Here is a 23,601-nt window from a genome sequence, read left to right as displayed (position 1 = left end):
ATGACCGATTGGGAAATGAGCAGAACCTCAAATTGCGTTCAATAAACATGAAGCTATGCAAACAACATATAACCTATTAAGAAACAATTCACATTAACCCATGAAAAAACTACTAATATTAAGTATTATGTTCTCAATATTCTCAAAATCGGTGGCGCAAACAAACCCTTCCGAATCTATTTACGCCATAAAAATTAATAGTTTAGAAGGAAAACCCATCGATTTGTCCACCTTAAAAGGAAAACATATTCTATTTGTAAACACGGCATCAAAATGCGGTTTTACAAAACAATACGAAGATTTACAAAACCTGTACGATACCCACAAGGACAAACTTATGGTGATAGGATTGCCCTGTAACCAATTTGGTGGCCAAGAACCCGGAACGGTTAAGGAAATACAAACTTTTTGTCAGCAAAACTATGGCGTTACGTTTTTAATGACCGAGAAAATTGATGTAAAGGGCAACAACCAACACCCTCTGTATCAATGGTTAACCCAAAAAGAAAAAAACGGCAGTTCCAGTTCGACCGTAAAATGGAACTTTCAAAAATATTTGGTAGATGGTCAAGGGCATTTGGTGGATTATTACTATTCCATAACCAATCCGCTAAGCGATCAAATTACAAACCACATAAAATAAAACGATATGTTCAAATTATTTAAAAAAACCTCGGAAACTGATAAATTGCACGCAAAATACAAGTCGTTAATGGAAAAATGGCATAAACTTTCAAGCATTAACAGAAGTGAAAGTGATAAAATTTATGCTGAAGCTGAAGCCGTTTTAGTGAGAATTGAAAATCTTAAAAAATGAAGTTTACAAAAACACTCCTACTCTTTTTAATCATCAATTTTGGTGCTTTGGGCTTGGGCTATTTGTTAATGAATAACGGGCCACAATCAAATTGGTACTTAAACCTCAATAAAGCCCCATGGACGCCACCGGGTTGGGTCTTTGGAGCTGCTTGGAACACCATCATGCTGTGTTTTTCATTCTACATGGCCTATTTGTATTTAGCATTGCCAAACACAAGGGTAAAAATTCTATTTACCATACAATTTATCTTAAATGTTATTTGGAACTTTATTTTTTTCAACCAACACTTAGTGGGTTTAGGACTTATTGTAATTCTTGCGTTAACTAGCGTCGTAACCATCTTTTTATACGATTACAGAAGGCAACAAGGATTAAAGTCACTTTTAATTATTCCTTATTTTTTATGGTTGTGCATTGCTACATCGCTCAATCTTTACGTTTTACTTTATAATTAAATGAGACTCTATACCTTACACAAAAAGCAGAATTTACCAATAACGCAACAACAGGCCTGGGATTTTCTATCAGACCCGAAAAACCTAAAAACCATCACGCCAGAATATATGGGGTTCCACATCCTTTCGGGTGCTGAAAGACCCATGTTTGCAGGACAAATTATTCAATATATCGTAACGCCGGTTTTGGGTATAAAAACCAAATGGGTTACCGAAATTACTCACGTGGTCGATAAACAGTATTTTGTTGACGAACAACGTTTTGGCCCTTATGCACTTTGGCATCACAAACATTTTATAAAAGAAATTGATGGCGGCATTGAAATGGAAGACATTATCGATTACAAATTACCTTTCGGCATTTTGGGCCAGTTGGTTCACCCTATGTTAGTAAAGCCAAAACTGGAGGAAATTTTCAATTACCGAACCCAAAAACTGGAGCAACTCTTTGGCAAATACTAAATGAAGGAAACTATTAACATATTTTGGTTTCGGCGCGATTTAAGATTGGACGACAACCATGGTTTTTATGAAGCACTAATAGGCAAGTATCCCGTAATGCCCATTTTTATTTTTGATACAGACATTCTGGATAAACTTCCAAAAAACGATGCGCGCGTAACGTTTATTTTTGAAACCTTGCAAAACATGCGCCATATACTAGAAGAGGAACATGGCAGTAGTATCGCACTCTATCAAGGTAAACCGTTAGATATATTCAAAAAACTTGTAGAAAGCCACACCATAAACACGGTTTACACAAACCACGATTATGAACCGTACGCGAAAAACCGCGATGCACAAATTGCATCTTTATTACAAACACATCAAATCAACTTTAACACCTTTAAAGACCAAGTAATTTTTGAAAAAGACGACATTTTAAAGTCCGATGCCACGCCCTATGTGGTTTATACACCCTACATGAAAGCTTGGAAAGCCCGTTTTAAAACAATTTCTTTACAACATTATAACGTTTCGGCTTGTTTAAGCACGCTGGTTAAAAACACACATTTACCAAATTTAACACTATCGGACATTGGTTTTTCACGTTCCAATCAACCTATTAAAGACTATAAAGTAGATGCATCGCTCATCCAAAACTACGAAACCACGCGTAATTTTCCAGCACAGGATAGCACCTCAAAACTTGGCCCCCATTTACGCTTTGGCACGGTAAGTATTCGGAAAATGATACAAAAAGCTGTGGCCGAAAAAAATGAAACCTTTTGGCAAGAGCTTATTTGGCGTGAATTTTTTATGCACATCTTATGGCACTTTCCGCAAACGGCAACCCAAAGTTTCAAACCAAAATACGACCGGATTGATTGGCGAAACAATGAAACGGAATTCAAACGGTGGTGTGAAGGCAAAACGGGCTATCCGCTAGTCGATGCGGGCATGCGCCAACTAAACCAAACAGGTTTTATGCACAATCGGGTGCGCATGTTGGTTGGCAGTTTTTTATGTAAACATTTGCTTATCGACTGGCGTTGGGGCGAAGCCTATTTTGCCGAAAAACTGCACGATTACGATATGGCAAGTAATGTGGGCAATTGGCAATGGGTTGCAGGTTGCGGTGTTGATGCAGCACCCTATTTCAGGATTTTTAATCCCACCACACAAATAGAAAAGTTTGATAAAAACTTACGGTACATCAACCAATGGGTACCCGATTTTCAAGAACTTACCTACCCAGCGCCCATGGTTGATCACTCGCTTGCCAGAGAACGCTGTTTACGGGTTTATAAAGAGGCACTTCAATAAAGTTTAAAAATTCGGAATTATGAATTGGTATTCAATTCGTGAATCATTTTGAATACAAATAACTTTGCAAAATAAGGGTGGCACTAATTTCATCAACTAATGCTTTGTTTTTTCGTTGGTTCTTTTTTAAACCACTGTCAATCATTGTTTGAAAAGCCATTTTTGATGTAAACCGTTCATCAACACGTTTTATGGGAATATGAGGAAATTCAGCTTCCAACTTCTTTAAAAACGGTACAATGAACGCTTCACTTTCCGATGGGGTATTGTTCAATTGCTTGGGTTCGCCAACGATAAATAATTCCACCGTTTCCTTCGCAACATACGCTTTTAAAAAGGGCAATAACGCTTGGGTAGTAACCGTGGTTAGTCCAGATGCGATAATTTGGAGGGTATCGGTTACCGCCAAACCTGTACGTTTCATTCCATAATCGATTGCTAAAATGCGGGCCATACGTTTCTTTTATGCAAAAATAGGGCAATAAACTAAAAAAGACCCTCTTTTCAGACAGCCTTTTTAAATTGATTAACCTTAATTTAATATTTGAATGTGAACTTGTTATTTAATTATGCCTTTACAGCTTTATTAATTTTAGGGAATAACAAATCTAAATTATCGACATTTCGTAAACGGTTGAAATACAATTTAATATCGCTCGTACTGCGGGCAATGGTTTCTTTAACTTCGGAAGCATCGATTAAAATAACCGCATTAGTAGTAGTTTCAACAGTTTGTTGTTTGTTGCTTTCAGAAACTGTAACAGTAGTATTTGCATGGGCGTTTACCGGTTCGGTGCTGCTTTGGGCGTTTCCGAAGGAGAAAGCTAACATGAAAGTTAATACGATGTAGAAAGTAGGTTTCATCTGTTTATCAGTGTTTGATAAAGCAAATATATAGGCACCTAAAAGTTTGTACACAAAAAATTAGTTATACCACTTGTATTTTCGATTAGTAGTGGAGCGACTAATTTTTATCGATAAACAGATAAAAAGCTTTTTTTGACCGATTAAATACATTAAAATTACCGTTTGTCTGATATTTTTTTTAGTTGAAAGATAAAACCATCCCGCCTTTTTTAAAAATAGACCGTTAAACGACCTTCCTTTAAAGTTTTTAAAAGCGCACATTAAACCCGTTTCATTCCATTTTTTTAACCGATACCTGTTATATTTGCCAAAAATTATAATACAAATGACCGAATTAAGACAAACCATAGAACAAGCTTGGGATAATAGAGACCTTTTAAAAGAGGAAAAATCAACTTTAGCCATTCGAAACGTTATCGATTTATTGGATAAAGGCAAACTGCGCGTTGCCGAACCCATTGAAGGTGGCTGGCAAGTAAACGAATGGGTAAAAAAAGCCGTTGTTTTATATTTTCCTATCCAAAAAATGGAAACTTTTGAAGTGGGCATTTTTGAGTACCACGATAAAATTCCGTTAAAACGAGGGTATGCCGAAAAAGGAATTCGGGTAGTGCCCCACGCCGTTGCAAGACATGGCGCTTATATTTCAGCCGGCACAATTTTAATGCCCAGTTATGTAAATATTGGAGCGTATGTTGATGAAGGCACCATGGTTGATACGTGGGCAACCGTGGGCAGTTGTGCACAAATTGGTAAAAACGTACACTTATCGGGTGGCGTTGGCATTGGTGGCGTTTTGGAACCCTTGCAAGCGGCTCCGGTTATTATAGAAGACAACGTATTTGTTGGTTCGCGCTGTATTGTGGTTGAAGGCGTTCGCGTTGAAACCGAAGCTGTTTTGGGTGCCAACGTGGTGTTGACCATGAGTACCAAAATTATTGATGTTACGGGCGATACACCCATTGAAATGAAGGGAATTGTACCGGCACGTTCGGTAGTGATTCCGGGAAGCTATACAAAAAAATTCGCTGCTGGTGAGTACCAAGTGCCCTGTGCCTTAATTATTGGAAAACGCAAAGAAAGCACCGATAAAAAAACCTCATTAAACAATGCGCTTCGTGAAAACGATGTGGCGGTTTAAAAAAGTTTTCTGTCGCGATAGATATCACGACAAATCAAAGTTTTCAAATTTTAGTATTTTAGTGCTGCCCATAAGGTTTTAAAAGATGAATGACCCGTCAAAATGCAGGAATCGATGAGAGAAAATAATCATAATATTCAACTTGATGCCGTTATTCCGTGGGTTAATGGCAACGATGCAAAATGGCAGGAAAAACTAAATCAACATTTAGAAGTTAAAATAGATTTCAGCAAAAAGAAAGAAAGCGTTAGGTTTAATTCCATTGGCGAAATAGATTTTGCCATTAAATCCATTATAAAATACGCGCCATTTTTTAAAAATATTTACTTAGTAACCGATAATCAAATACCCGATGCTTTTGAGAGCTTAAAAGCATTGGGTAAATCATCTGGTGTAAATTTGGAGATTATTGACCACACCGTATTATTTCGTGAGTATGAGGAATTTCTTCCGTGCTTCAATTCCACATCCATCATATCGCTTTTGCATCGCATTCCAAATCTTTCAGAGCATTATGTGCTTTTTAATGACGATTTTTTCATTATGAAAGATGCCAAGATTGAAGATTTCTTTATAAACGGACTTCCAGTTTTAAGAGGCAGATGGGAAAAATATTATGAAGATTTAAAACTAAAAGCGCTATATTATCGTTTTTTTAGTTCGGAAAAAGATAAAAAAAGATGGAAAAAAGGTACCTTAAGAAAATCTATGCAAATTGGTGCTAAATTGGCAAATGATGGCAAAGAAAGATTTTTAAAAAGATTTCACACACCCGTTTCAATGAGAAAATCTATCTTAATTGATTTTTTTAATGATAAAGATGAGCTTCTAAAAAACAACATCTCCTATAAATTTAGAGATAACAACCATCAATTTATTACAGAAACACTTGCTAACCATCTAGAAATAAAAAACAACACATATCATTACCAACAAAAAGCCAAATTAACGTATTTTAGATCTTATAAAAATCATTTTATCGTTAAACTGAAATTATTTTTGTACGATATAAATGAAAATAAATTGTTTTTAACGTTTCAAAGTTTAGAAATGGCGAATACGAAAACCCAAGCCTATATTTTAAATTGGTTAAACAAAAAAATAGAATAAGCCAATGCCGTACAAGTTTTTAATATACATTTCATACAGTTATGCAGTGCCCATTGGAAACCCATTGGAGCAGGAAATTATAAGTCGTGGCGATAGTGTAAAATGGTTTAGCGACTTGGATAACGGTAAAAAAGCTTTAAAAAACAAAACCAACTTACTCAATACCATTCAAGAGGTGGTTATTTATAAACCTGATATAGTTTTGGTAGCTACTGATGATGTTCCCGATTTTATAACGGGTTTAAAAGTGCAAATATTCCATGGTTTTTTTGCTAAAAAAAGACCTTTAAAACATGGTGGGTTTTATCATTTTAGAATTCGTGGATTTTTTGATTTGTACTGTACACAAGGACCAAGTACGACAAGTGAATTTACCCGACTTTCAAAAGAATTAAATTATTTTGAGGTAATTGAAACTGGATGGAGTAAAGTAGATCCTATGTTTCCTTTAGAAAATAACACGGATATATTACAACATCCTACCATAATGATTGCGTCTACTTTTACCGAGCGCTTAAGTTTGGCATACAACAATGCTGTTTTTGATGAAATTAAAAGACTTTCAAAAGCAAATACTTATAAATTCATCATGGTTTTGCATCCTAAATTACCTATCGATATTATTAAAAAATGGCAGTCGTTAACAAATGAAAATTTCACCTTTTATGACACGACCGATTTAACGCCTTTGTTTTTTAAAGCCGATATTCTTTTTGCCGATACCACTTCCGCCATTCAAGAATTTGTACTTCAAAAAAAGCCCGTAGTAACCTTCAAACATAAAGTACATGAAGATTTTTTAATAAATATTGATGATGCTAACAACATTGAACCTGCTTTCAAAACTGCCTTAAATCCTTCAAAAGAATTGATGGAAAAAATAGAGGCCTATATCAATAACTTACACCCTTATTTTGATGGAAAATCAAGTAAACGCGTTGTAGATGCGTGTATTTCATTTTTACACAAAGACAAAAGCTATCTTAAAAACAAACCACTTAACTTACTCCGTAAATATAAAATAAGAAAACGATTGGGGTATTTTACACTTAAAAGCTACAATAATCATTACACCATAAAAAGCCAATAAATTTTAGACTATTCGCAAAAAAACCTACTTATAATGATTAAAATTTCAGCCGTTATTGTAACTTATAATGAAGAAGAGCATTTAGAAAAATGTTTAAGTTCATTGATTGGTATTGCAGATGAAATTATTGTGGTCGATTCGTTTTCAACCGATAGAACCCCCGAAATCTGTAAAGCGTTCCATGTTACGTTTATTCAACATGCGTTTGAAGGTTATATTGAACAAAAAAACTACGCGATTTCACTTGCAAATAACGATTACATTTTGTCGCTTGATGGCGATGAAGCCCTTTCTGAAGCGCTAAAAACCAGCATTTTAAAGGTTAAACAAAACTGGCAATTTGATGGGTATTATTGCAACCGTTTGAATAACTATTGTGGGCAATGGATTAGACATTCCGATTGGTATCCTGATAAAAAATTACGACTTTTCAAAAAAGGAAGTGGTGAATGGAAAGGGATCAACCCCCACGATTGTTATACCTTAAATAAAGGTGTTAAATCAGGTAAACTACAAGGTGATTTACTGCATTGGATATATCGCGATTATTCCGATCACAATAAAAAAGTAGAACGTTTCTCGACAATTGCTTCGGAAGCATATTTTAAATTGGGCAAAAAATCGTCTATCTGGAAAATTATTTATAGACCTACTTGGGCGTTCTTTAAAGCGTATTTTTTAAGATTGGGGTTTTTAGATGGTTTAAACGGATTGGTTATTTGTGTTCAAACCTACAATGTTACGTTTTTAAAGTATGCGAAACTTTATAAACTTTGGCAAGAAAAATAATACACTATTTTTTTAAAAGCTTTTGCTTGAGTCGTTTTTTCCGGTGGAATTTCTCCTGAAATGCTTGGGTTTCCTGCCACATTAAATTAAAAATAGTGTTGTATGCCTTACCCGAACATTTTGCGTATTCATCGCTCATGGTTTCAACCATCGATTTATGGGTGGTTAAGCGTGCAAAATTTTTAATTCGGGTTTCAAAATCTAAAGGTCCAAATTCCATTCTGTTTAAATCGACCAAATAAAATTGATAACTATTACCTATTTTTTTTATTAACGTATTTCCGGGTGAATGATCTAAAAAATGAATGCCTTTTTCGTGCAAACCATAAGTAAAACGGGTAAAAGCTCTTAAAATAGCATCGTAATCGGGTATATTAAAATCTTTGGTTAATTCTCTGTAAGTCATATCACAATCCAATTGTTCACTAACATAAAAACTTTTATTGAAAAAAAATGATGATTTAAACTCGATATAAGCAATAGGTTTGGGAGTTCCAACACCTAAATCCATTAGTTTATTAGCATATTCAAACGAACGCTGAGCTTTACTTTTTCTAAAAAAATTATAGACTATTTTATTTACAACATTTGGAATCTTGAAGGCTTTTATGTTTAAGCTTAAACCCTCAATAGGAATTATCTTTATAATATTTCGTTTACCAACGCCACCTTCAAACGTATCAAAATTATGGATTAGGTTAGTTAACTCCTTTTTAAAATCATCTTTTAAGTCCTTATTAAAAACCTTAATTTCTTTCATCTTCTATATAAACTTACAAAAAATACGCAACTGCAATCTACTTCAATTTAAAACAATTCATGTTAATTTTCTGTTGTAAATTTGCAGCATCGCAAATATAAGGCTCATAAAATGAATGAAGAAATAAATAACGCATTACAAACTTTAAAAAATGGCGGACTCATCCTCTACCCAACTGATACCGTTTGGGGAATAGGCTGTGATGCCACCAACGCCGAAGCTGTTAGCAAGATTTACAAATTAAAACAACGTATTGATAACAAAGCACTTATATGCTTAGTAGCTGATGATCGCATGCTAAAAAAATATGTTAAAAGTGTACCCGAAGTCGCTTTGAACATTATTGAAGTAACCAATAAACCAACAACTATTATTTATGATGACGCCCAAAATCTAGCTTCAAATTTAGTGGCTGATGATGGCACAATTGCCATTAGAATTCCTGATGATGAATTTTGTTACCAACTTTCTAGACGCTTTCCTGGTGCAATTGTTTCTACCTCAGCAAACATTAGTGGTGAAGCAACACCAAAATCATTTAAAGAAATAGTGCCTGCCATTTTAAAAGGTGTGGACTATGTTGTAAATTTGCATCACGAAAAAATTTGCGCTAAACCATCGTCCATTATCAAATTGAGCAACAATGGTGTTGTAAAGGTTATTCGGGAATAAAATAACCGCAAATTCGCAAATTGGCATTTATTAAATGGATGACTATTGTATGAATATATCAGCTTATAAACTGGCACTTTTAGCCAATTTTAACTCAATTTTTTTAGAACACAAACGCATTATAGATTCAAAGAGAAAATAATTTGCGAATTTGCGGTAAGCCGTAAAATAAAAATAACCGCAAATGCACAAATTGGCATTTACTAAAACAGATTAAGATTAAACATTTAAAGAAAACTAATAAAAAAATTTGCGAATTTGCGATAACCATGAATTACAAACAAGCATTACAATATCCCATTTTTAAAACAATAACAAAATCTGCCCAGGAATTAGGTATAGACAGCTACGTTATTGGCGGCTTTGTGCGCGATTATATTTTAAAACGCGGTACCGCAAAAGATATTGATGTGGTGGCCGTTGGCGATGGTATTAAACTTGCCAAACAAGTCGCTAAAAACCTACCAACCCAACCCAAGGTACAAATTTTTAAAACATACGGTACCGCAATGCTTCGGTTTGATGCTATTGAAATTGAATTTGTGGGCGCCAGAAAAGAATCGTATAACGAAAACAGCCGAAATCCTGAGGTTGAAAACGGCACTTTAGAAGACGACCAAAACCGACGCGATTTTACCATAAACGCTTTGGCCTTAGATTTAAGCGAAACTAATTTTGGTAATTTATTGGATCCATTTGATGGCATCCAAGACTTAAAAAACAAAATCATCCGCACGCCGTTAAACCCAGATATTACTTATAGCGACGACCCATTGCGCATGATGCGGGCCATACGGTTTGCATCGCAACTTCATTTTACCATCGAAAAAGAATCTTTAGATGCCATTACGCGTAATAATGAACGTATCAAAATAATTACCAACGAACGCATTGTGGTTGAGCTGAATAAAATTCTGGAAAGCAAGCAACCTTCCATTGGCTTTTTGCTACTTGAAAAAACAGGACTTTTAAACCATATTTTACCAGAACTTATCGCTTTAAAAGGTATTGATGAAGTGGAAGGCCAGCGCCATAAAGACAATTTTTACCATACCCTAGAAGTGGTTGACAACATTGCCAAAAACACCGAAAACCTCTGGCTGCGTTGGGCGGCGTTGTTGCACGATATTGGAAAGGCACGCACCAAAAAATTCAATAAAAAAGTTGGCTGGACCTTTCACGGGCATGAACTTGAAGGCTCCAAAATGGCGTATCGCTTGTTTAAGCGCCTAAAAATGCCCTTGAACGATAAAATGAAGTTTGTTCAAAAAATGGTATTTATGAGCTCGCGCCCCATAGTGTTGGCCAATGAGGAAGCAACCGATTCGGCGGTGCGCCGCCTCGTATTTGATGCCGGTGATTATGTTGATGATTTAATGACGCTTTGTGAGGCCGACATTACCACCAAAAACCCTAAAAAATTCAGTAAGTACCATGACAATTTTAGAATTGTTCGTGAAAAAATAATTGAAGTAGAAGCACGCGACCATGTGCGCAACTTTCAACCACCTATTTCTGGTGAAGAAATAATGAAAACCTTCAACATACAACCTTCACGCGAAATTGGTCTGATAAAAGATGCCATTAAGGAAGCTATTTTAGAAGGCGTAATTCCAAATGAATATCAAGCTGCTTACCAATTGATGCTGAAAGAAGGCGAACAACTTGGATTAACAATTAACAATTAACAATTAACAAATTCGTGAATTTGTGGCTAACATGAAAAAAGACAACAAAAAGGTAATTTACTGGTTATTAACAGGATGCCTATTAATTTTTATTATGGTCATCGTTGGTGGCATTACGCGATTAACAGACTCTGGGCTATCAATTACAAATTATAAATTAATTTCCGGCACCATTCCGCCCATAAGCGAAAAAGAATGGCAGGAAGCGTTTGATTTGTATAAGCAATACCCCGAATACCAAAAACTCAACAGCCATTATAATTTAGAGGATTTTAAAAGCATCTATTTCTGGGAATGGTTCCACCGTGTTATTGGGCGCGTAATAGGCTTGGTTTTTATCTTTCCGTTTATTTATTTTTTAGTAACAAGGCAACTCACCAAAAAAACCATTTTAAAGTGCTTGGTTTTACTTGGTTTGGGCGGATTTCAAGGGTTTTTAGGTTGGTATATGGTAAAAAGCGGGTTGGTTGATATGCCCGATGTGAGCCATTTCCGGTTGGCCGCACACTTAACAACTGCCTTTTTAACTTTTGCGGCTACGCTTTGGGTGGCACTCGATTTAATATTCCCAACCCGAAAACCTGCCATCAAACCTATTAGAAACTTAATAATTATAAGTTATGGCGTTTTAATTTTTCAAATTGTATATGGCGCTTTTGTTGCCGGTTTAAAGGCCGGATTATTGCACAACCACTGGCCCATGATGAACGATGGGCAGTTTATTCATTTTTCCGCATTCATCCAGCAGCCCTTTTATAAAAATCTTATTGAAAACCCCAGTGGCATCCAGTTTATACACCGTACTACCGCTTATTTGGTGGTGTTCTGTATATTTTTAATTTGGAAAAAATCCAGAACGCTAACGCTAACAATGCATCAAAAAATGGCCATAAACTGGTTGGTTATACTGGTAATTGTACAATTTATATTGGGTGTTTTTACCATTATTTTAAAAGTACCACTGTGGTTGGGCATTGCGCACCAAGTTGGGGCATTTTTATTGTTGAGCGCCATGACTTTTACCTTGCACCGCTTTACAAAATAGTTTAAAATAATATACATTTGCAAAAATTTTCATAGCATGATTTACAGATTTAGAGTGATACTCGATAACGATATTGACAACGATGTGTTTCGCGATTTAGAAATTCAAGAAACCGACACCCTAGAAGATTTGCACAACATCATTACCCAATCGTTTGGGTTTGACGGCAACGAAATGGCCTCGTTTTATATTAGCGATAAGCAATGGAACCAAGGTGAGGAAATTTCATTGTTCGATTTAAGTGAAGATGCATCGGCGCGCTTAATGAGTGAAACTGCTATTAATGAAGTGGTGCACGAGATGCAAACCAAACTTATTTACGTTTACGATTTTTTAAGCATGTGGACCTTTTTTGTGGAATTGGCCGAAATTGTTGAAGCATCGCCAGATGTTGTTTACCCCAATTTAATGTTCGTGCACGGTCAAATTCCAGATACGGCACCCGAAAAAGACTTTGATGTGGATGACGATTTTGATGATGCTTTTGATGAGTTTGAAGACGATCTGGACATTGAGGATTACGACAACTTAGATTTTGACGAAAACTGGAACTAACAAGCTTATTCCAAATTTAACGGGTTCACGTTTTCGTAATTTCTAGTTAAAAAATCAAAGGATCTTCTTAGTATGTCGCCCATATTATCGCAAGCTTTAAATCTTTCATCGCGCGTGTAATCGAAAATAGTTGTTTTCAACATCACAACATAATCGTCTTTTGAAATGGTATCGTTGCTCATGCAAACCAACAATTCCTCAATTCTATTATGGTAACTTTTCAACCGTTTTACCAAAATGGAGCGTTCTTCAATTTTATATTGGTCGATGGACAGTTTTTGAAACGTTTCCGATACCAGTTCTACCATTTTTAAGTTTTCCTTAAAAAACTGGGGCCTGTAAATGTTAAACTTACCTTCGTAGGATTGCTGGTCGAAATCGATGGCCCTTATTTTATACACCACATGGTCAAAATCGTGCGTTGGCACAATCACGTAATTATAGGAGCGCATGTCGCCCAAAAGCCTGATCATGCAACGCTCGTTAAACTTTACAAACTCTTTGGCTATTTGCGATTTTTCAAACCTATCGCACTTGTGCAAAAAGTTTTTTATAAACTCATCGCCGGGTATTCCGGCAATATGCTCTTCAATCAAGGTGTCCTTATAAACCAAGAAATTCAGGTTATAGGGCGATAAAATATGCTCAAGTTCCAATCCGTAAATACGCGATGCATCGGCCGTTTTTATGTAGAAATAGGTAAAATTGTCGTTTAAAATATTCCTTATTTTTATGCGGAAGGGTTTTGAGTTTCCAAAGGTACAATAGTCAATCGCATCAACGCTTAAAAACGGTAAGGTGTTCTCATTACCATCGGAATGTAAAATGGTATAGACTTTTTTTAAGGACAATTCAATTTCTTCGCGTTCGTACTCATTGTAATAAACCCGAATCCAGAGGGTATCGTTATCATCTTTATCGTACACCACGATCGAACCTTGAAACCGCAGCAAATCATCATAAAAAATGGGCAATTTTATATTTCTGTTATATTTGGATAAATAGACATTCAAATTGGCAGAAATAGGGTACGAAGGTTTTCGTTTAGAAATTTTTAAATCTTGCATAGGTATAAAGTTGCCCAAATTTAAGGTTTTATTGTTAATTTACAATTGATTGTTGCTATTAGGAACCTATTTTAAACAAAAATAAAAATGGATTTGTAACAAAATAAACGAGCAATCGTCATACTTTAGCAACCAACCAAAACCGGAATCTATTTCTACATTAAAACCATTCAATTTGGAACCAATACTAACCATTGAAAACCTGACCAAAAAATTTGGATATCTTACCGCTGTAAAAGACCTATCATTTACCATCAACAAAGGCAATGTGTATGGTATTTTAGGGCCTAACGGCAGCGGAAAATCGACCACCTTGGGCATTGTTTTAAACGTAGTGAACAAAACCAGTGGCCATTTTAAATGGTTTGATGGCAACACCACCACCCACAATGCCTTAAAAAAAGTAGGCGCCATTATCGAGCGCCCAAATTTCTATCCATACATGTCGGCAACACAAAACTTAAAACTGGTATGCAAGATAAAAGGTGTTTCTATGGCCAAAATTGAAGAAAAGCTTGAAATTGTTGGTCTTTTAGAACGAAAAGACAGCAAGTTCAGCACCTATTCGTTGGGCATGAAACAACGGTTGGCCATAGCTTCGGCCCTTTTGAACGACCCCGAAATTTTAATTTTAGATGAGCCCACCAACGGCCTGGACCCCCAAGGCATTCACCAAATTCGGGAAATCATCAAGCAAATTGCAGCAAAAGGCACCACCATTTTATTGGCTTCACATTTACTGGATGAAGTTGAAAAAGTGTGTTCGCACGTGGTGGTTCTTCGTAAAGGCGTGAAACTATACGCTGGCCGTGTGGACGAAATGATTTCAAGTCATGGTTTCTTCGAACTTAAAAGCCATAACCAAGAAGCCCTTTTAAATTTTGTTGAAAACCATCCCGCCTTCGGAAAAATAAAAGTAACCGATACGTTGGTAACCGCCTTTTTAAACGAACCTATGAAATCGGACGATTTTAATAAACTCTTGTTTGAAAAAGGCATCATCCTTACCCATTTGGTGCAGCGCAAAGAAAGTTTGGAAGAACAATTTTTACAGCTTACCGACAAAAATTAATTACAAAACCAACCAGATGTTACGACTTTTAAATTTAGAGCTACAAAAACTATTGCTTAACAGAACCAGCAAAGTACTTATTTTTATCTCCTTTATTCTGCCATTTTTTGTCATCATCTTATCGTCATTAAAAATCAATGTATTTGGTTTTTTTACTTTGGAACTGGGCGAATTGGGCATCTTTAACTTCCCCATAATCTGGCATTTAACCACTTTTTTTGCATCGCAGTTCAAATTTTTCTTTGCTATTGTGGTGGTAAGCATGATAGGCAACGAATACAGCAACAAAACCATTAAGCAAAACCTAATTGACGGCTTGAGCAAGCAGGAATTTATACTCTCAAAATTTTATGCCATTGTGTTCTTTTCGTTGGTTTCAACCGTTTTGATTACGCTTATATCACTTTGTATTGGTCTGTATTATTCTAGTTATACAGAACTTAGCATCATCATTAGGGAAACCAATTTTATAATCGCCTATTTTGTAAAACTTGTGGGCTTTTTTAGTTTGTGCCTGTTTTTGGGCATGCTCATAAAACGATCGGCCTTTGCTTTAGCGTTTTTATTCGTTTTATATATCTTGGAATGGATTGCTTTTGGTTTAATGGTTTGGAAACTGGACATGGCAACAGCCGAAAAAATACAGAATTTCTTTCCATTAAAATCGATGTACAAATTAATCGACCAGCCATTTCAGCGCATTGCCATGACCAAATTTCCCGATAAGGCAAATTTAACGTACGATTACAGCGTACATGGTTACGAAATAGCCATCGTTTTGGGTTGGACTGCTTTATTTATCTTTTTATCGTACAGATTGTTGAAAAGACGGGATTTATAATATCTTTGGAAGTATTGCTGTCCATGGATGAAAAAACTATCTTTAATACTTATTTTTTTATACGAAATTGCATGCTTTGGCCAAAAAGAAGCCTCTAACTGGTATTTTGGCGATCGTGCAGGTATTCGGTTTAATAACGATGGTACCGTTACAGAACTTACCAACGGAAAATTAAGCACCATTGAAGGCTGCACAACCATTTCCGACGCTAACGGCAATTTATTGTTTTATACCGATGGCGTTACCGTTTGGAACAGAAACCATAACGCTATGCCCAACGGGTTTGGACTTTTTGGCGATCCTTCAAGTACCCAATCGGCTATTGTGGTGCCACAACCAAACAATCCCAATTTATATTATATTTTTACTGTTGACACTTCTGTTAACCAAAACGACCCAAACTACGGTTTTAACTATTCGGTTGTTGACATGACTTTAAATGGCGGTTTGGGCAATGTAACCACAAAAAACAGTAACCTGCTTCCCGTTAGCTCAGAAAAAGTAACCGCTGTGGTAAAAGATTGTGTGAGTCAGTCCATTTGGGTCATTACCTTTGCCCCAAATAATCCCTTATCAAATTATTTCGATACGTTTTTTGCTTATGAAGTGAGCAATTTGGGGCTCAACCCCACACCCGTGGTTTCTCAATTTGTAACGAATATTGATGATGGCAGAGGTTACTTAAAACTATCGCCCGATGGCACCAAATTGGTAAGTGCCAACACATCGTCCGGCCTTTTTATGTACGATTTTGAAAAAACCACCGGTAAAGTAACCAACGAAAGAGCCATTATCATTAACTTTTCTCTTGATGGCCGTAAACCGCAAGTCCCCTATGGTGTAGAATTTTCACAAAACAACCAGTTTTTGTACGTTTCAAGCTATTTTGAAACGCCCCAAAATGAAGGTAATAATCCGGCTTCGCAATATGGCGCCTTACTGCAGTACAACCTAGGTTCAGCAAACATCAGTTCCAGTGAAGTTGTTATAGACCACCGCCAAACCTACCGAGGTGGTCTGCAATTAGGGCCTAATGGCAAAATTTATAGAGCCATGAATTCCACCTATAACCAAGGTTCGCCCTATCTATCGGTTATAAACGCGCCGAACGCAAGTGGTTTGGCTTGTAATTACGTGCACAATAGCATGCCCTTGAGCACCAATTCCCGTCAAGGATTACCGCCATTTATTACATCGTTCTTTTCTGAAAAAATTGACATCATTGGTAATAACGCAACATCTACGGAACTTTTTTTATGCGATGGTGCCACCTATACCTTAAAAACCCCTAATATTGCGGGCGCAACTTATGCGTGGAAACGTAATGGCATCCCCCTTATCCATAACACTTTTGAATTGGAAGTTGCCCAAAATGGGCTTTACGAAGTTTTTATAGACCCCAATACGGGCGATTGCGACAAAACGCTTGAAGGTGTAGCCAATATAACCTACAACCCCAACCCCATTGCCTACGATTATACATTGACCCAATGCGATGAAGATGGGATTGCTGGTGGTATTACAAGAGTGAACCTAAGCGAAGCTGCAAATTATTTAACCGGCAACCGGTCCGAGCTACGCGCTACGTTCTTTACCGATGTTGCTCGGGCATCTGCCATATCAAACCCTGCCATATATGCGTTTGATGCCAACAACCCGCAACCCATTTATGTAAAAGTTACAAATACCAACACGGGCTGTTTCGACTTTTCAGAATTGACCTTAGATGTGAGCATTACCCAAATCCCAGATTTTACCGCCACCCCTTTATGCGACGAGCTTGATTCTGAAGACGGGATAAACACCTTTAATTTAGATGCCATTACAGGCCAAATTCAAACCACAAATGGATTCAATTACCCCATTACCTATTTTGAAACATACGAGGAGGCCTTGTTGGAAAAAAATGGGTTGGGACGCCTATATACAAATACCAATCATCCGTATTTACAAACACTTTTTGCGCGCGTAGAAAACAATAATAGTTGTTACGGCATTAGCAAAGTAACACTAATAGTGCATAAATTACCAAATATAGAAACCGAGGCCAATGGCTATTATTGCTTAAATACATTTCCTGAAACCATAACACTTAACGCAGGTATAAAAAACGGATTACCCAATGATTATACCTATTTATGGTCCACCGGCGAAACTACCAATACCATTCAAATAAACCAACCGGGGCTTTTTACCGTAACCGTAACCAATGCAAATGGGTGCTCAAAATTGAGAAGCATTACAATAAAGCCCTCAAACACCGCAACCATAGAAACCATTAAGGTTGAAGATGTTACAACCACAAACAACACCATTACAGCCATCGTATCGGGTGAAGGCAATTACACCTTCGCGTTATATAATGATACGGGCGTTTTAATACACCCGTATCAAGAAAGCAACACTTTTGAGAACGTAAAACCGGGAATTTACAATGTATTTGTAAAAGATATAAAAAACAACTGTGGAGAAATATCCGAAAAAGTATCCGTTATTGGTTATCCTAAATTTTTTACGCCCAATGGTGATGGTTTTAATGATACTTGGCAAATTTTTGGGGTTTCCAGCATGTTTCAACCCAATACAAAAATCTTGATTTTTAATAGGTTTGGAAAACTAATGAAAGAAATTAGTCCGTTGAGCGAAGGTTGGAACGGGCAAATTAACGGTGAAGTAGTACCTGCAGATGATTATTGGTTTACGGTAAAGCTTCAGGACGGACGCATTTTTAAGAACCATTTTAGTTTGATACGTTAACCCGTTGCTTAAAAACGACTTAAAAGTGCGTTTCATCCTATTAATTTTGCATTTCATCTAAAAATTATCTACTTTTCGGCTCAAATCAAGTTTAACGACAGACCCATTTTATACCCAAAAACCTCCAAGTGAAAAGATACCTGCATAACGCCCTTGTTTCAGCACTACTTGTTTGGGGTGGCAACTACATGTTTTCGCAACAGATAACGGTTAACAGTTCGGTGGGTTTACAACAATTGATTGAAGATAACTTGGTGCAAAATAGTTGTGTGGAAATTAGCAATATTACCTCATCGGTAAATGGAAATTCCCAAGGCTTGCCCAGTTATGCCTATTTTGAAAAAGGCAGTTCCAACTTTCCGTTTCAAAATGGCATCATGCTTAGTACCGGAAATGCCGCTTCGGGTGGCAACAACCCAATTGCCACCACGTTAAGTGAAGGTGCATCGGTTTGGGGCACCGACCCTGATTTGGAAACCGCTTTGGGCATCAGCAATACCTTAAACGCAACTTCCATAGAATTTGATATCGTGTCTATTTCCAATAGGCTTCAGTTTAATTACTTATTGGCTTCCGAAGAGTATTTTGGCACCAATCCTTGCCAATATTCCGACGGTTTTGCTTTGCTTATTAAAGAAGCCGGTTCTTCAAACCCCTATCAAAATATTGCATTAGTGCCCGGAACCTCAACACCCGTAAACACCAATACCATACATGATGCCATTTACCCAGCGTGTCTCGCACAAAATGCCCAATACTTTGATGGCTACAATATGGGCGACACCAATTATAATGGTAGAACCACCGTTTTAACCGCCTCGGCAACCATTGTGCCCTATACCACCTACCATATTAAATTGATTATTGCCGACCAAAGTGATTTTCAATCGGATTCTGCTGTGTTTATTGAAGGCAACAGTTTTAAGATTTTAGATTTGGGCGACGACATAACAACCTGTGCCAGTAGTGCTCTTTTAAACGCCGATATACAAAACCCTTTGGCCATTTATCAGTGGTTTTTTAACAACAGTACCACCCCCATTCCCGGTCAAAACAATGCAACCCTCAATGTCATTCAAAACGGCACCTATCGCGTAGAGGTTACTGTGCCACTAAACAGTGCCAGTTGTGTGGAAGAGGACGAAATTGTTGTTACCCTTAACACCGAAGAACCCATTGCACCTATTACAAATTATGAATTATGCGATGTTAATGGTACTGGAATTCAAGTGTTTGACCTTTCAACAAAAAATGCAGAACTTGTTGCCAATATTCCGTTTTCCAATTTTACCTTTAGCTACCATTATTCTGAAGCTGAAGCCCGTAACAATTCCAACGAGATAACCGCTCCAATCCCAAATACCGGTAGTCCGCAACCCATATACGTGCGGATAGATGACGCCGATAGCAATTGTTTTGCCTATACAATCTTTAACCTTATTGTAAACCCACTTCCAAATATCGCGAATCCAAGTCCGTTGGAGATTTGCGATACCGACGACTCGCCAGATGGTTTTGCTGTTGTGGATTTAACAGAAAAAGATACTGAAATAACAAACGGACAGTCTAATTTAGTGGTTTCATATCATTATACGGCAATCGATGCCGATGCGGGCATCAATCCCATAACATCGCCCTATATCAATGCGGCAACACCAACCAGTACCGTTTATGCGCGGGTGGTAAATTCGCAAACAGGTTGCGTGAATACAACCACTTTGGCCGTTAACATTACAATAAGCCCCATTGTAGTTAGGGACACCCGCTACTTGGATGCCTGCGATCCAGACCACGATGGGTTTGCCAATTTTGATTTACGGCAAGTTATCACAGATATTGAAAACGGCTTAACAAACGTTACCACTACGTTCCATGAAAGTTATGCCGATGCCCAAACAGGAACAAACCCCATCACTAATCCGGCAAACTATCAAAACACAACCATTGAAGAACAAACACTGTATGTAAGGGTTCAGGATAACACCACCCTGTGCGCTTCTATTGTACCGTTAGAAATTCATACCAACATTTTATTAACAGGTACAGATACAGGCGATTTTGCGTTATGTGATACCAATGATGATGATACCGATACCGAAAATTTTAATTTGAATACGGTTGAAGGCCATATTGTTAATAATTTGCCTTTTCCTATTAACGTTACTTTTTATGAAACCGAAAACGACCGGAACACCAATACAGCCCCCATTCCCAAAAATGTGCCATACGTTGCGGTAAGTCCGAAAACATTGTATATAAACATAGAAAATACCGCAACAGGCTGTTCAGAATTTGAAGAGATTACGCTTTTGGTAAACCCTATTATTGTATTTAAAGCCACAAGCCCGCTACCCTATTGCGATACAGACGATGATGGCACTATGGCTATCGATTTACATTCACTGGATGATGATCTTACCAATGGCAACACCGATTTTATAGTCTCATACTTTCCATCCGCACAAGACGCGGAAGATGGCACCAACGAATATCCGCCATTTTACCCATCGTCGGGTACACAAACATTTTTTGCGCGCATCCAAAATACCGCTTCTGGCTGTTACACCATCAATTCATTTCAAATTGAAGTGTTGGTAGCGCCAACCACAACAACGCCCACGCCCATAACTATTTGCGATGATTTTGATGGCAATCCCGATGGTTTTTCCATAATCAACCTTAACAACAAAATGGATGAAACCGTAGCCAATAGGGCCAATTTGAACCTAAGTGTCCATACCAATTTAAACGATGCCAATTCAGGAGCCAACCCGATTCCCACAACCGATTTGGCAAACTACAATTCAAATACCCAAACCCTTTACATACGGGTGCAGGACGCGCTATCGCCCACGGGTTGTTTTGCCATCGAACCTTTGGAAGTGGTGGTTAACACCCTACCGGTTTTTACTGCAATTAGCAATTTTCAAATATGCGTAAATAATGGCGGTACCAGGGCCGATTTTTTATTGTCGGATAAAGATGCCGAAATATTGAATGGCCAAACAGGAAAGGTTGTGTATTATTTTAAGGATGCTGCACTTACCCAACCCATCAACAAAAATGCTATTTACAACAACACCTTGCCGCGGGAAACCATTTATGTTAAGGTTGAAAACAGCACCGACCCTAGTTGCTTTGGCACCTCGTCGTTCATCCTACAAGTGTCGCCCGATCCTGTTTATAACAGAAATTATACCGATTTTTCAGCGTGTGATGATGCCAGTAATGATGGAAAGAGCACATTCAATTTAGACGACAAAAGAAACGAAATCAAGCAAGGTTCCACCGATAATTTAAACATATCCTTTCATGAAACCCGTACACAGGCCGAAAACAATACGGGCGCTATACCAAATCAATATACCAATATACGAAATCCGCAAACGCTTTATATTAGGATTGAAAGCGGCGATTCGTTCTGTTCGGTGATTGAAGAAATAAATATTAATATTTTTGCAGCTCCTATAATAACACCAGTAAAAGCACCTTTAACGGTTTGTGATGTTGATTATGATGGCATTGCACCATTTAATTTAGAATTGGCCGATTTTGACATTCAAGAAAGAAATCCACGAATTTTTACAACCCATTATTTTGAAAACCAAAGCGATATTAACCCAAACGATGGGTTGGACAATTCAAAAGCCATAACAACGCCCACAACTTATGCGTCACGTTCAAAAACCGTTTATATAAAAGTGGCCAACACGCTTACGGGCTGTTATAGCGTTATTCCGTTAGAGCTTATTGTAAATTTACCACCAGCTATCAATACCGTTGGTACCGTAGCAATATGCGACAACAGTACCAATACTTACAATTTATTGTTAGTAAACCCGATGCTTGTTACCAATCCAACAGCGGTAAACATCTCGTACCACAACAGCTTGAGCGATGCCAGCACCAATACGGCACCATTAAACACAACATATAATTACACCGCTAGCAACCATACAATTTATGCTAGGGTAAGCAACCCAACAACTGGATGTTATATGGTTGGTGCTTTCAATTTGCAGATAAACCCAACCCCTATTGCCAATACCCCACCCGATTTGGTATCCTGTGATGATGATTTTGATGGCTTTTTTGAATTTAACCTGTCTGGATCTACAAGTGCCATTTTAGGCACACAAAACCCTAATTTATTTACGGTTAGCTATTATAACGATGCCACAAATGCCGAAACAGGCACGAACCCGTTAGGCAATTTGCATGCCGCCATTAACAATGAAATTATTTATGCGCGGTTAACAAACAATAGTACCCAATGTTATGATATTACGCAATTTAAAACCATCGTTAACCCGCTTCCTATTATTCCTATAAACGATGTTGTGCCACTTTGTTTAAACGATTTGCCCTTAATTATCGATGCTTCTACTGGAAATGCTGGCGACACCTATGTATGGTCAACTACGGTAAATGCCGCGGTAAATAATTCAACCGCTTCTGAAATTCAATTAGGCCCCACCGATTTGGGCATGTATTCGGTTACCGTAACAACCCCCAACAATTGCCAATTCACCAAAACATTTTCAGTAATTGAGTCGGAAGAAGCCACCATAAACCTAACGAGCACCGTAGATTTTGCCGACCCCAATAGCATTACGGTGAACATTAGCGGTATAGGTAATTACGTTTTTATTTTAGATGATGGCGCGCCACAAACCTCCAATGTGTTTGAAAATGTGACCTACGGCGTGCATACCGTAACCGTAAGGGACTTAAATGGTTGTACGGATGTTGCCACCGAAGTTGTGGTTATTGATATTCCCAAATTTTTCACTCCAAACAATGATAGTTTTAACGATACCTGGCACATTGTAGGCATAGAAAAACTTCCCGGAACGGTAGTCTATATTTATAATCGTTATGGAAAATTACTAAAAGCTTTACCCGATACCATTTTAGGTTGGGACGGCACTTTTAATGGTGAAAACATGCCCGCTGATGATTACTGGTTTGTTGCCAAAGTAAAACAAAACAACCAATCTTTTGATGTAAAAGGACACTTTGCCTTAAAAAGATAATGATGGTTAACGAGTGTATTTCCCTTATTCGTTTGGCTGTGATACTCTTCATTGGTTTTTTTGTTCTTT

General features: G+C 37.4%; 21 protein-coding genes. 17 read left to right on the top strand and 4 right to left on the bottom strand.

The window, feature by feature from the left end:
* Positions 1–100: 100 nt before the first annotated feature.
* From GQO80_RS08985 to GQO80_RS08965, 5 genes are read left to right on the top strand one after another with little or no spacing between them, the layout of a single operon-like run.
* Positions 101–643 (top strand): glutathione peroxidase, encoded by a 543-nt coding sequence (locus tag GQO80_RS08985; RefSeq protein ID WP_157208018.1) that lies wholly within the window; start codon positions 101–103, stop codon positions 641–643.
* Between the two features lie 6 nt (positions 644–649).
* Positions 650–817 carry a Lacal_2735 family protein gene (locus GQO80_RS08980; RefSeq protein WP_157208017.1) on the top strand — a complete coding sequence of 56 codons (168 nt, stop codon included), beginning with the start codon at positions 650–652 and terminating at the stop codon, positions 815–817.
* Positions 814–1,275 carry a TspO/MBR family protein gene (locus GQO80_RS08975; protein ID WP_157208016.1) on the top strand — a complete coding sequence of 154 codons (462 nt, stop codon included), beginning with the start codon at positions 814–816 and terminating at the stop codon, positions 1,273–1,275. The genes GQO80_RS08980 and GQO80_RS08975 overlap by 4 nt, the downstream gene beginning before the upstream one ends.
* Positions 1,276–1,737: an SRPBCC family protein gene (locus tag GQO80_RS08970; protein WP_157208015.1), complete on the top strand. Its 462-nt coding sequence runs from the start codon at positions 1,276–1,278 to the stop codon at positions 1,735–1,737.
* Positions 1,738–3,042: a cryptochrome/photolyase family protein gene (locus GQO80_RS08965; protein ID WP_157208014.1), complete on the top strand. Its 1,305-nt coding sequence runs from the start codon at positions 1,738–1,740 to the stop codon at positions 3,040–3,042.
* Positions 3,043–3,085: 43 nt separating this feature from the next.
* On the opposite strand, the gene ruvX is transcribed toward GQO80_RS08965, so the two are convergent.
* Positions 3,086–3,496 (bottom strand): Holliday junction resolvase RuvX, encoded by a 411-nt coding sequence (ruvX, locus tag GQO80_RS08960; protein WP_157208013.1) that lies wholly within the window; start codon positions 3,494–3,496, stop codon positions 3,086–3,088.
* A gap of 113 nt (positions 3,497–3,609) precedes the next feature.
* Positions 3,610–3,906, bottom strand: a complete 297-nt coding sequence (locus GQO80_RS08955; protein ID WP_157208012.1) for a hypothetical protein — start codon at positions 3,904–3,906, stop codon at positions 3,610–3,612.
* A gap of 328 nt (positions 3,907–4,234) precedes the next feature.
* On the opposite strand from GQO80_RS08955, the gene GQO80_RS08950 reads away from it, so the two are divergent.
* The 4 genes from GQO80_RS08950 to GQO80_RS08935 all read left to right on the top strand — a co-directional run bounded on the left by GQO80_RS08950 (position 4,235) and on the right by GQO80_RS08935 (position 8,039).
* Entirely contained in the window at positions 4,235–5,050 is an 816-nt protein-coding gene (locus tag GQO80_RS08950; protein ID WP_157208011.1) for a 2,3,4,5-tetrahydropyridine-2,6-dicarboxylate N-succinyltransferase, read from the top strand.
* A 114-nt stretch (positions 5,051–5,164) separates the two neighbouring features.
* Complete coding sequence (locus GQO80_RS08945) at positions 5,165–6,160, top strand: Stealth CR1 domain-containing protein (protein WP_157208010.1); 996 nt, start codon at positions 5,165–5,167, stop codon at positions 6,158–6,160.
* Positions 6,161–6,164: 4 nt separating this feature from the next.
* Positions 6,165–7,250, top strand: coding sequence for a CDP-glycerol glycerophosphotransferase family protein (locus tag GQO80_RS08940; protein WP_157208009.1), 1,086 nt, complete (start codon positions 6,165–6,167; stop codon positions 7,248–7,250).
* A gap of 33 nt (positions 7,251–7,283) precedes the next feature.
* Positions 7,284–8,039: a glycosyltransferase family 2 protein gene (locus tag GQO80_RS08935; protein WP_157208008.1), complete on the top strand. Its 756-nt coding sequence runs from the start codon at positions 7,284–7,286 to the stop codon at positions 8,037–8,039.
* Between the two features lie 4 nt (positions 8,040–8,043).
* Here GQO80_RS08935 and GQO80_RS08930 read toward each other — a convergent pair whose 3' ends face one another.
* Positions 8,044–8,799: a lipopolysaccharide kinase InaA family protein gene (locus GQO80_RS08930; RefSeq protein WP_157208007.1), complete on the bottom strand. Its 756-nt coding sequence runs from the start codon at positions 8,797–8,799 to the stop codon at positions 8,044–8,046.
* A gap of 111 nt (positions 8,800–8,910) precedes the next feature.
* Between GQO80_RS08930 and GQO80_RS08925 the strand changes: the two genes are divergently transcribed.
* The 4 genes from GQO80_RS08925 (at position 8,911) to GQO80_RS08910 (ending at position 12,759) form a co-directional block, all read left to right on the top strand.
* Complete coding sequence (locus GQO80_RS08925) at positions 8,911–9,471, top strand: L-threonylcarbamoyladenylate synthase (RefSeq protein ID WP_157208006.1); 561 nt, start codon at positions 8,911–8,913, stop codon at positions 9,469–9,471.
* A 269-nt stretch (positions 9,472–9,740) separates the two neighbouring features.
* Entirely contained in the window at positions 9,741–11,159 is a 1,419-nt protein-coding gene (locus GQO80_RS08920; protein WP_157208005.1) for a CCA tRNA nucleotidyltransferase, read from the top strand.
* Between the two features lie 31 nt (positions 11,160–11,190).
* The gene (locus GQO80_RS08915; RefSeq protein ID WP_157208004.1) at positions 11,191–12,204 is read left to right on the top strand and encodes a COX15/CtaA family protein; all 1,014 of its coding nucleotides are present in this window, start codon (positions 11,191–11,193) and stop codon (positions 12,202–12,204) included.
* A 36-nt stretch (positions 12,205–12,240) separates the two neighbouring features.
* Entirely contained in the window at positions 12,241–12,759 is a 519-nt protein-coding gene (locus GQO80_RS08910; protein ID WP_157208003.1) for an IS1096 element passenger TnpR family protein, read from the top strand.
* 5 nt (positions 12,760–12,764) lie between these two features.
* On the opposite strand, the gene GQO80_RS08905 is transcribed toward GQO80_RS08910, so the two are convergent.
* The gene (locus GQO80_RS08905; RefSeq protein WP_157208002.1) at positions 12,765–13,826 is read right to left on the bottom strand and encodes a hypothetical protein; all 1,062 of its coding nucleotides are present in this window, start codon (positions 13,824–13,826) and stop codon (positions 12,765–12,767) included.
* A gap of 175 nt (positions 13,827–14,001) precedes the next feature.
* Between GQO80_RS08905 and GQO80_RS08900 the strand changes: the two genes are divergently transcribed.
* The 4 genes from GQO80_RS08900 to GQO80_RS08885 all read left to right on the top strand — a co-directional run bounded on the left by GQO80_RS08900 (position 14,002) and on the right by GQO80_RS08885 (position 23,532).
* On the top strand, positions 14,002–14,898 hold the full coding sequence (locus GQO80_RS08900) for an ABC transporter ATP-binding protein (protein WP_157208001.1): 897 nt from the start codon (positions 14,002–14,004) through the stop codon (positions 14,896–14,898).
* Positions 14,899–14,914: 16 nt separating this feature from the next.
* A complete protein-coding gene (locus GQO80_RS08895; protein WP_157208000.1) occupies positions 14,915–15,739 on the top strand; it encodes an ABC transporter permease in 825 nt (274 codons plus the stop codon).
* A 27-nt stretch (positions 15,740–15,766) separates the two neighbouring features.
* On the top strand, positions 15,767–18,496 hold the full coding sequence (locus tag GQO80_RS08890) for a T9SS type B sorting domain-containing protein (RefSeq protein ID WP_157207999.1): 2,730 nt from the start codon (positions 15,767–15,769) through the stop codon (positions 18,494–18,496).
* 128 nt (positions 18,497–18,624) lie between these two features.
* Positions 18,625–23,532 (top strand): T9SS type B sorting domain-containing protein, encoded by a 4,908-nt coding sequence (locus tag GQO80_RS08885; protein ID WP_232333142.1) that lies wholly within the window; start codon positions 18,625–18,627, stop codon positions 23,530–23,532.
* Positions 23,533–23,601 lie beyond the last annotated feature (69 nt).

The sequence above is a fragment of the Mariniflexile maritimum genome (assembly GCF_009746565.1).
In the GTDB taxonomy this organism is placed as follows: domain Bacteria; phylum Bacteroidota; class Bacteroidia; order Flavobacteriales; family Flavobacteriaceae; genus Mariniflexile; species Mariniflexile maritimum.
This window is presented reverse-complemented; position numbering and strand designations above follow the sequence as displayed.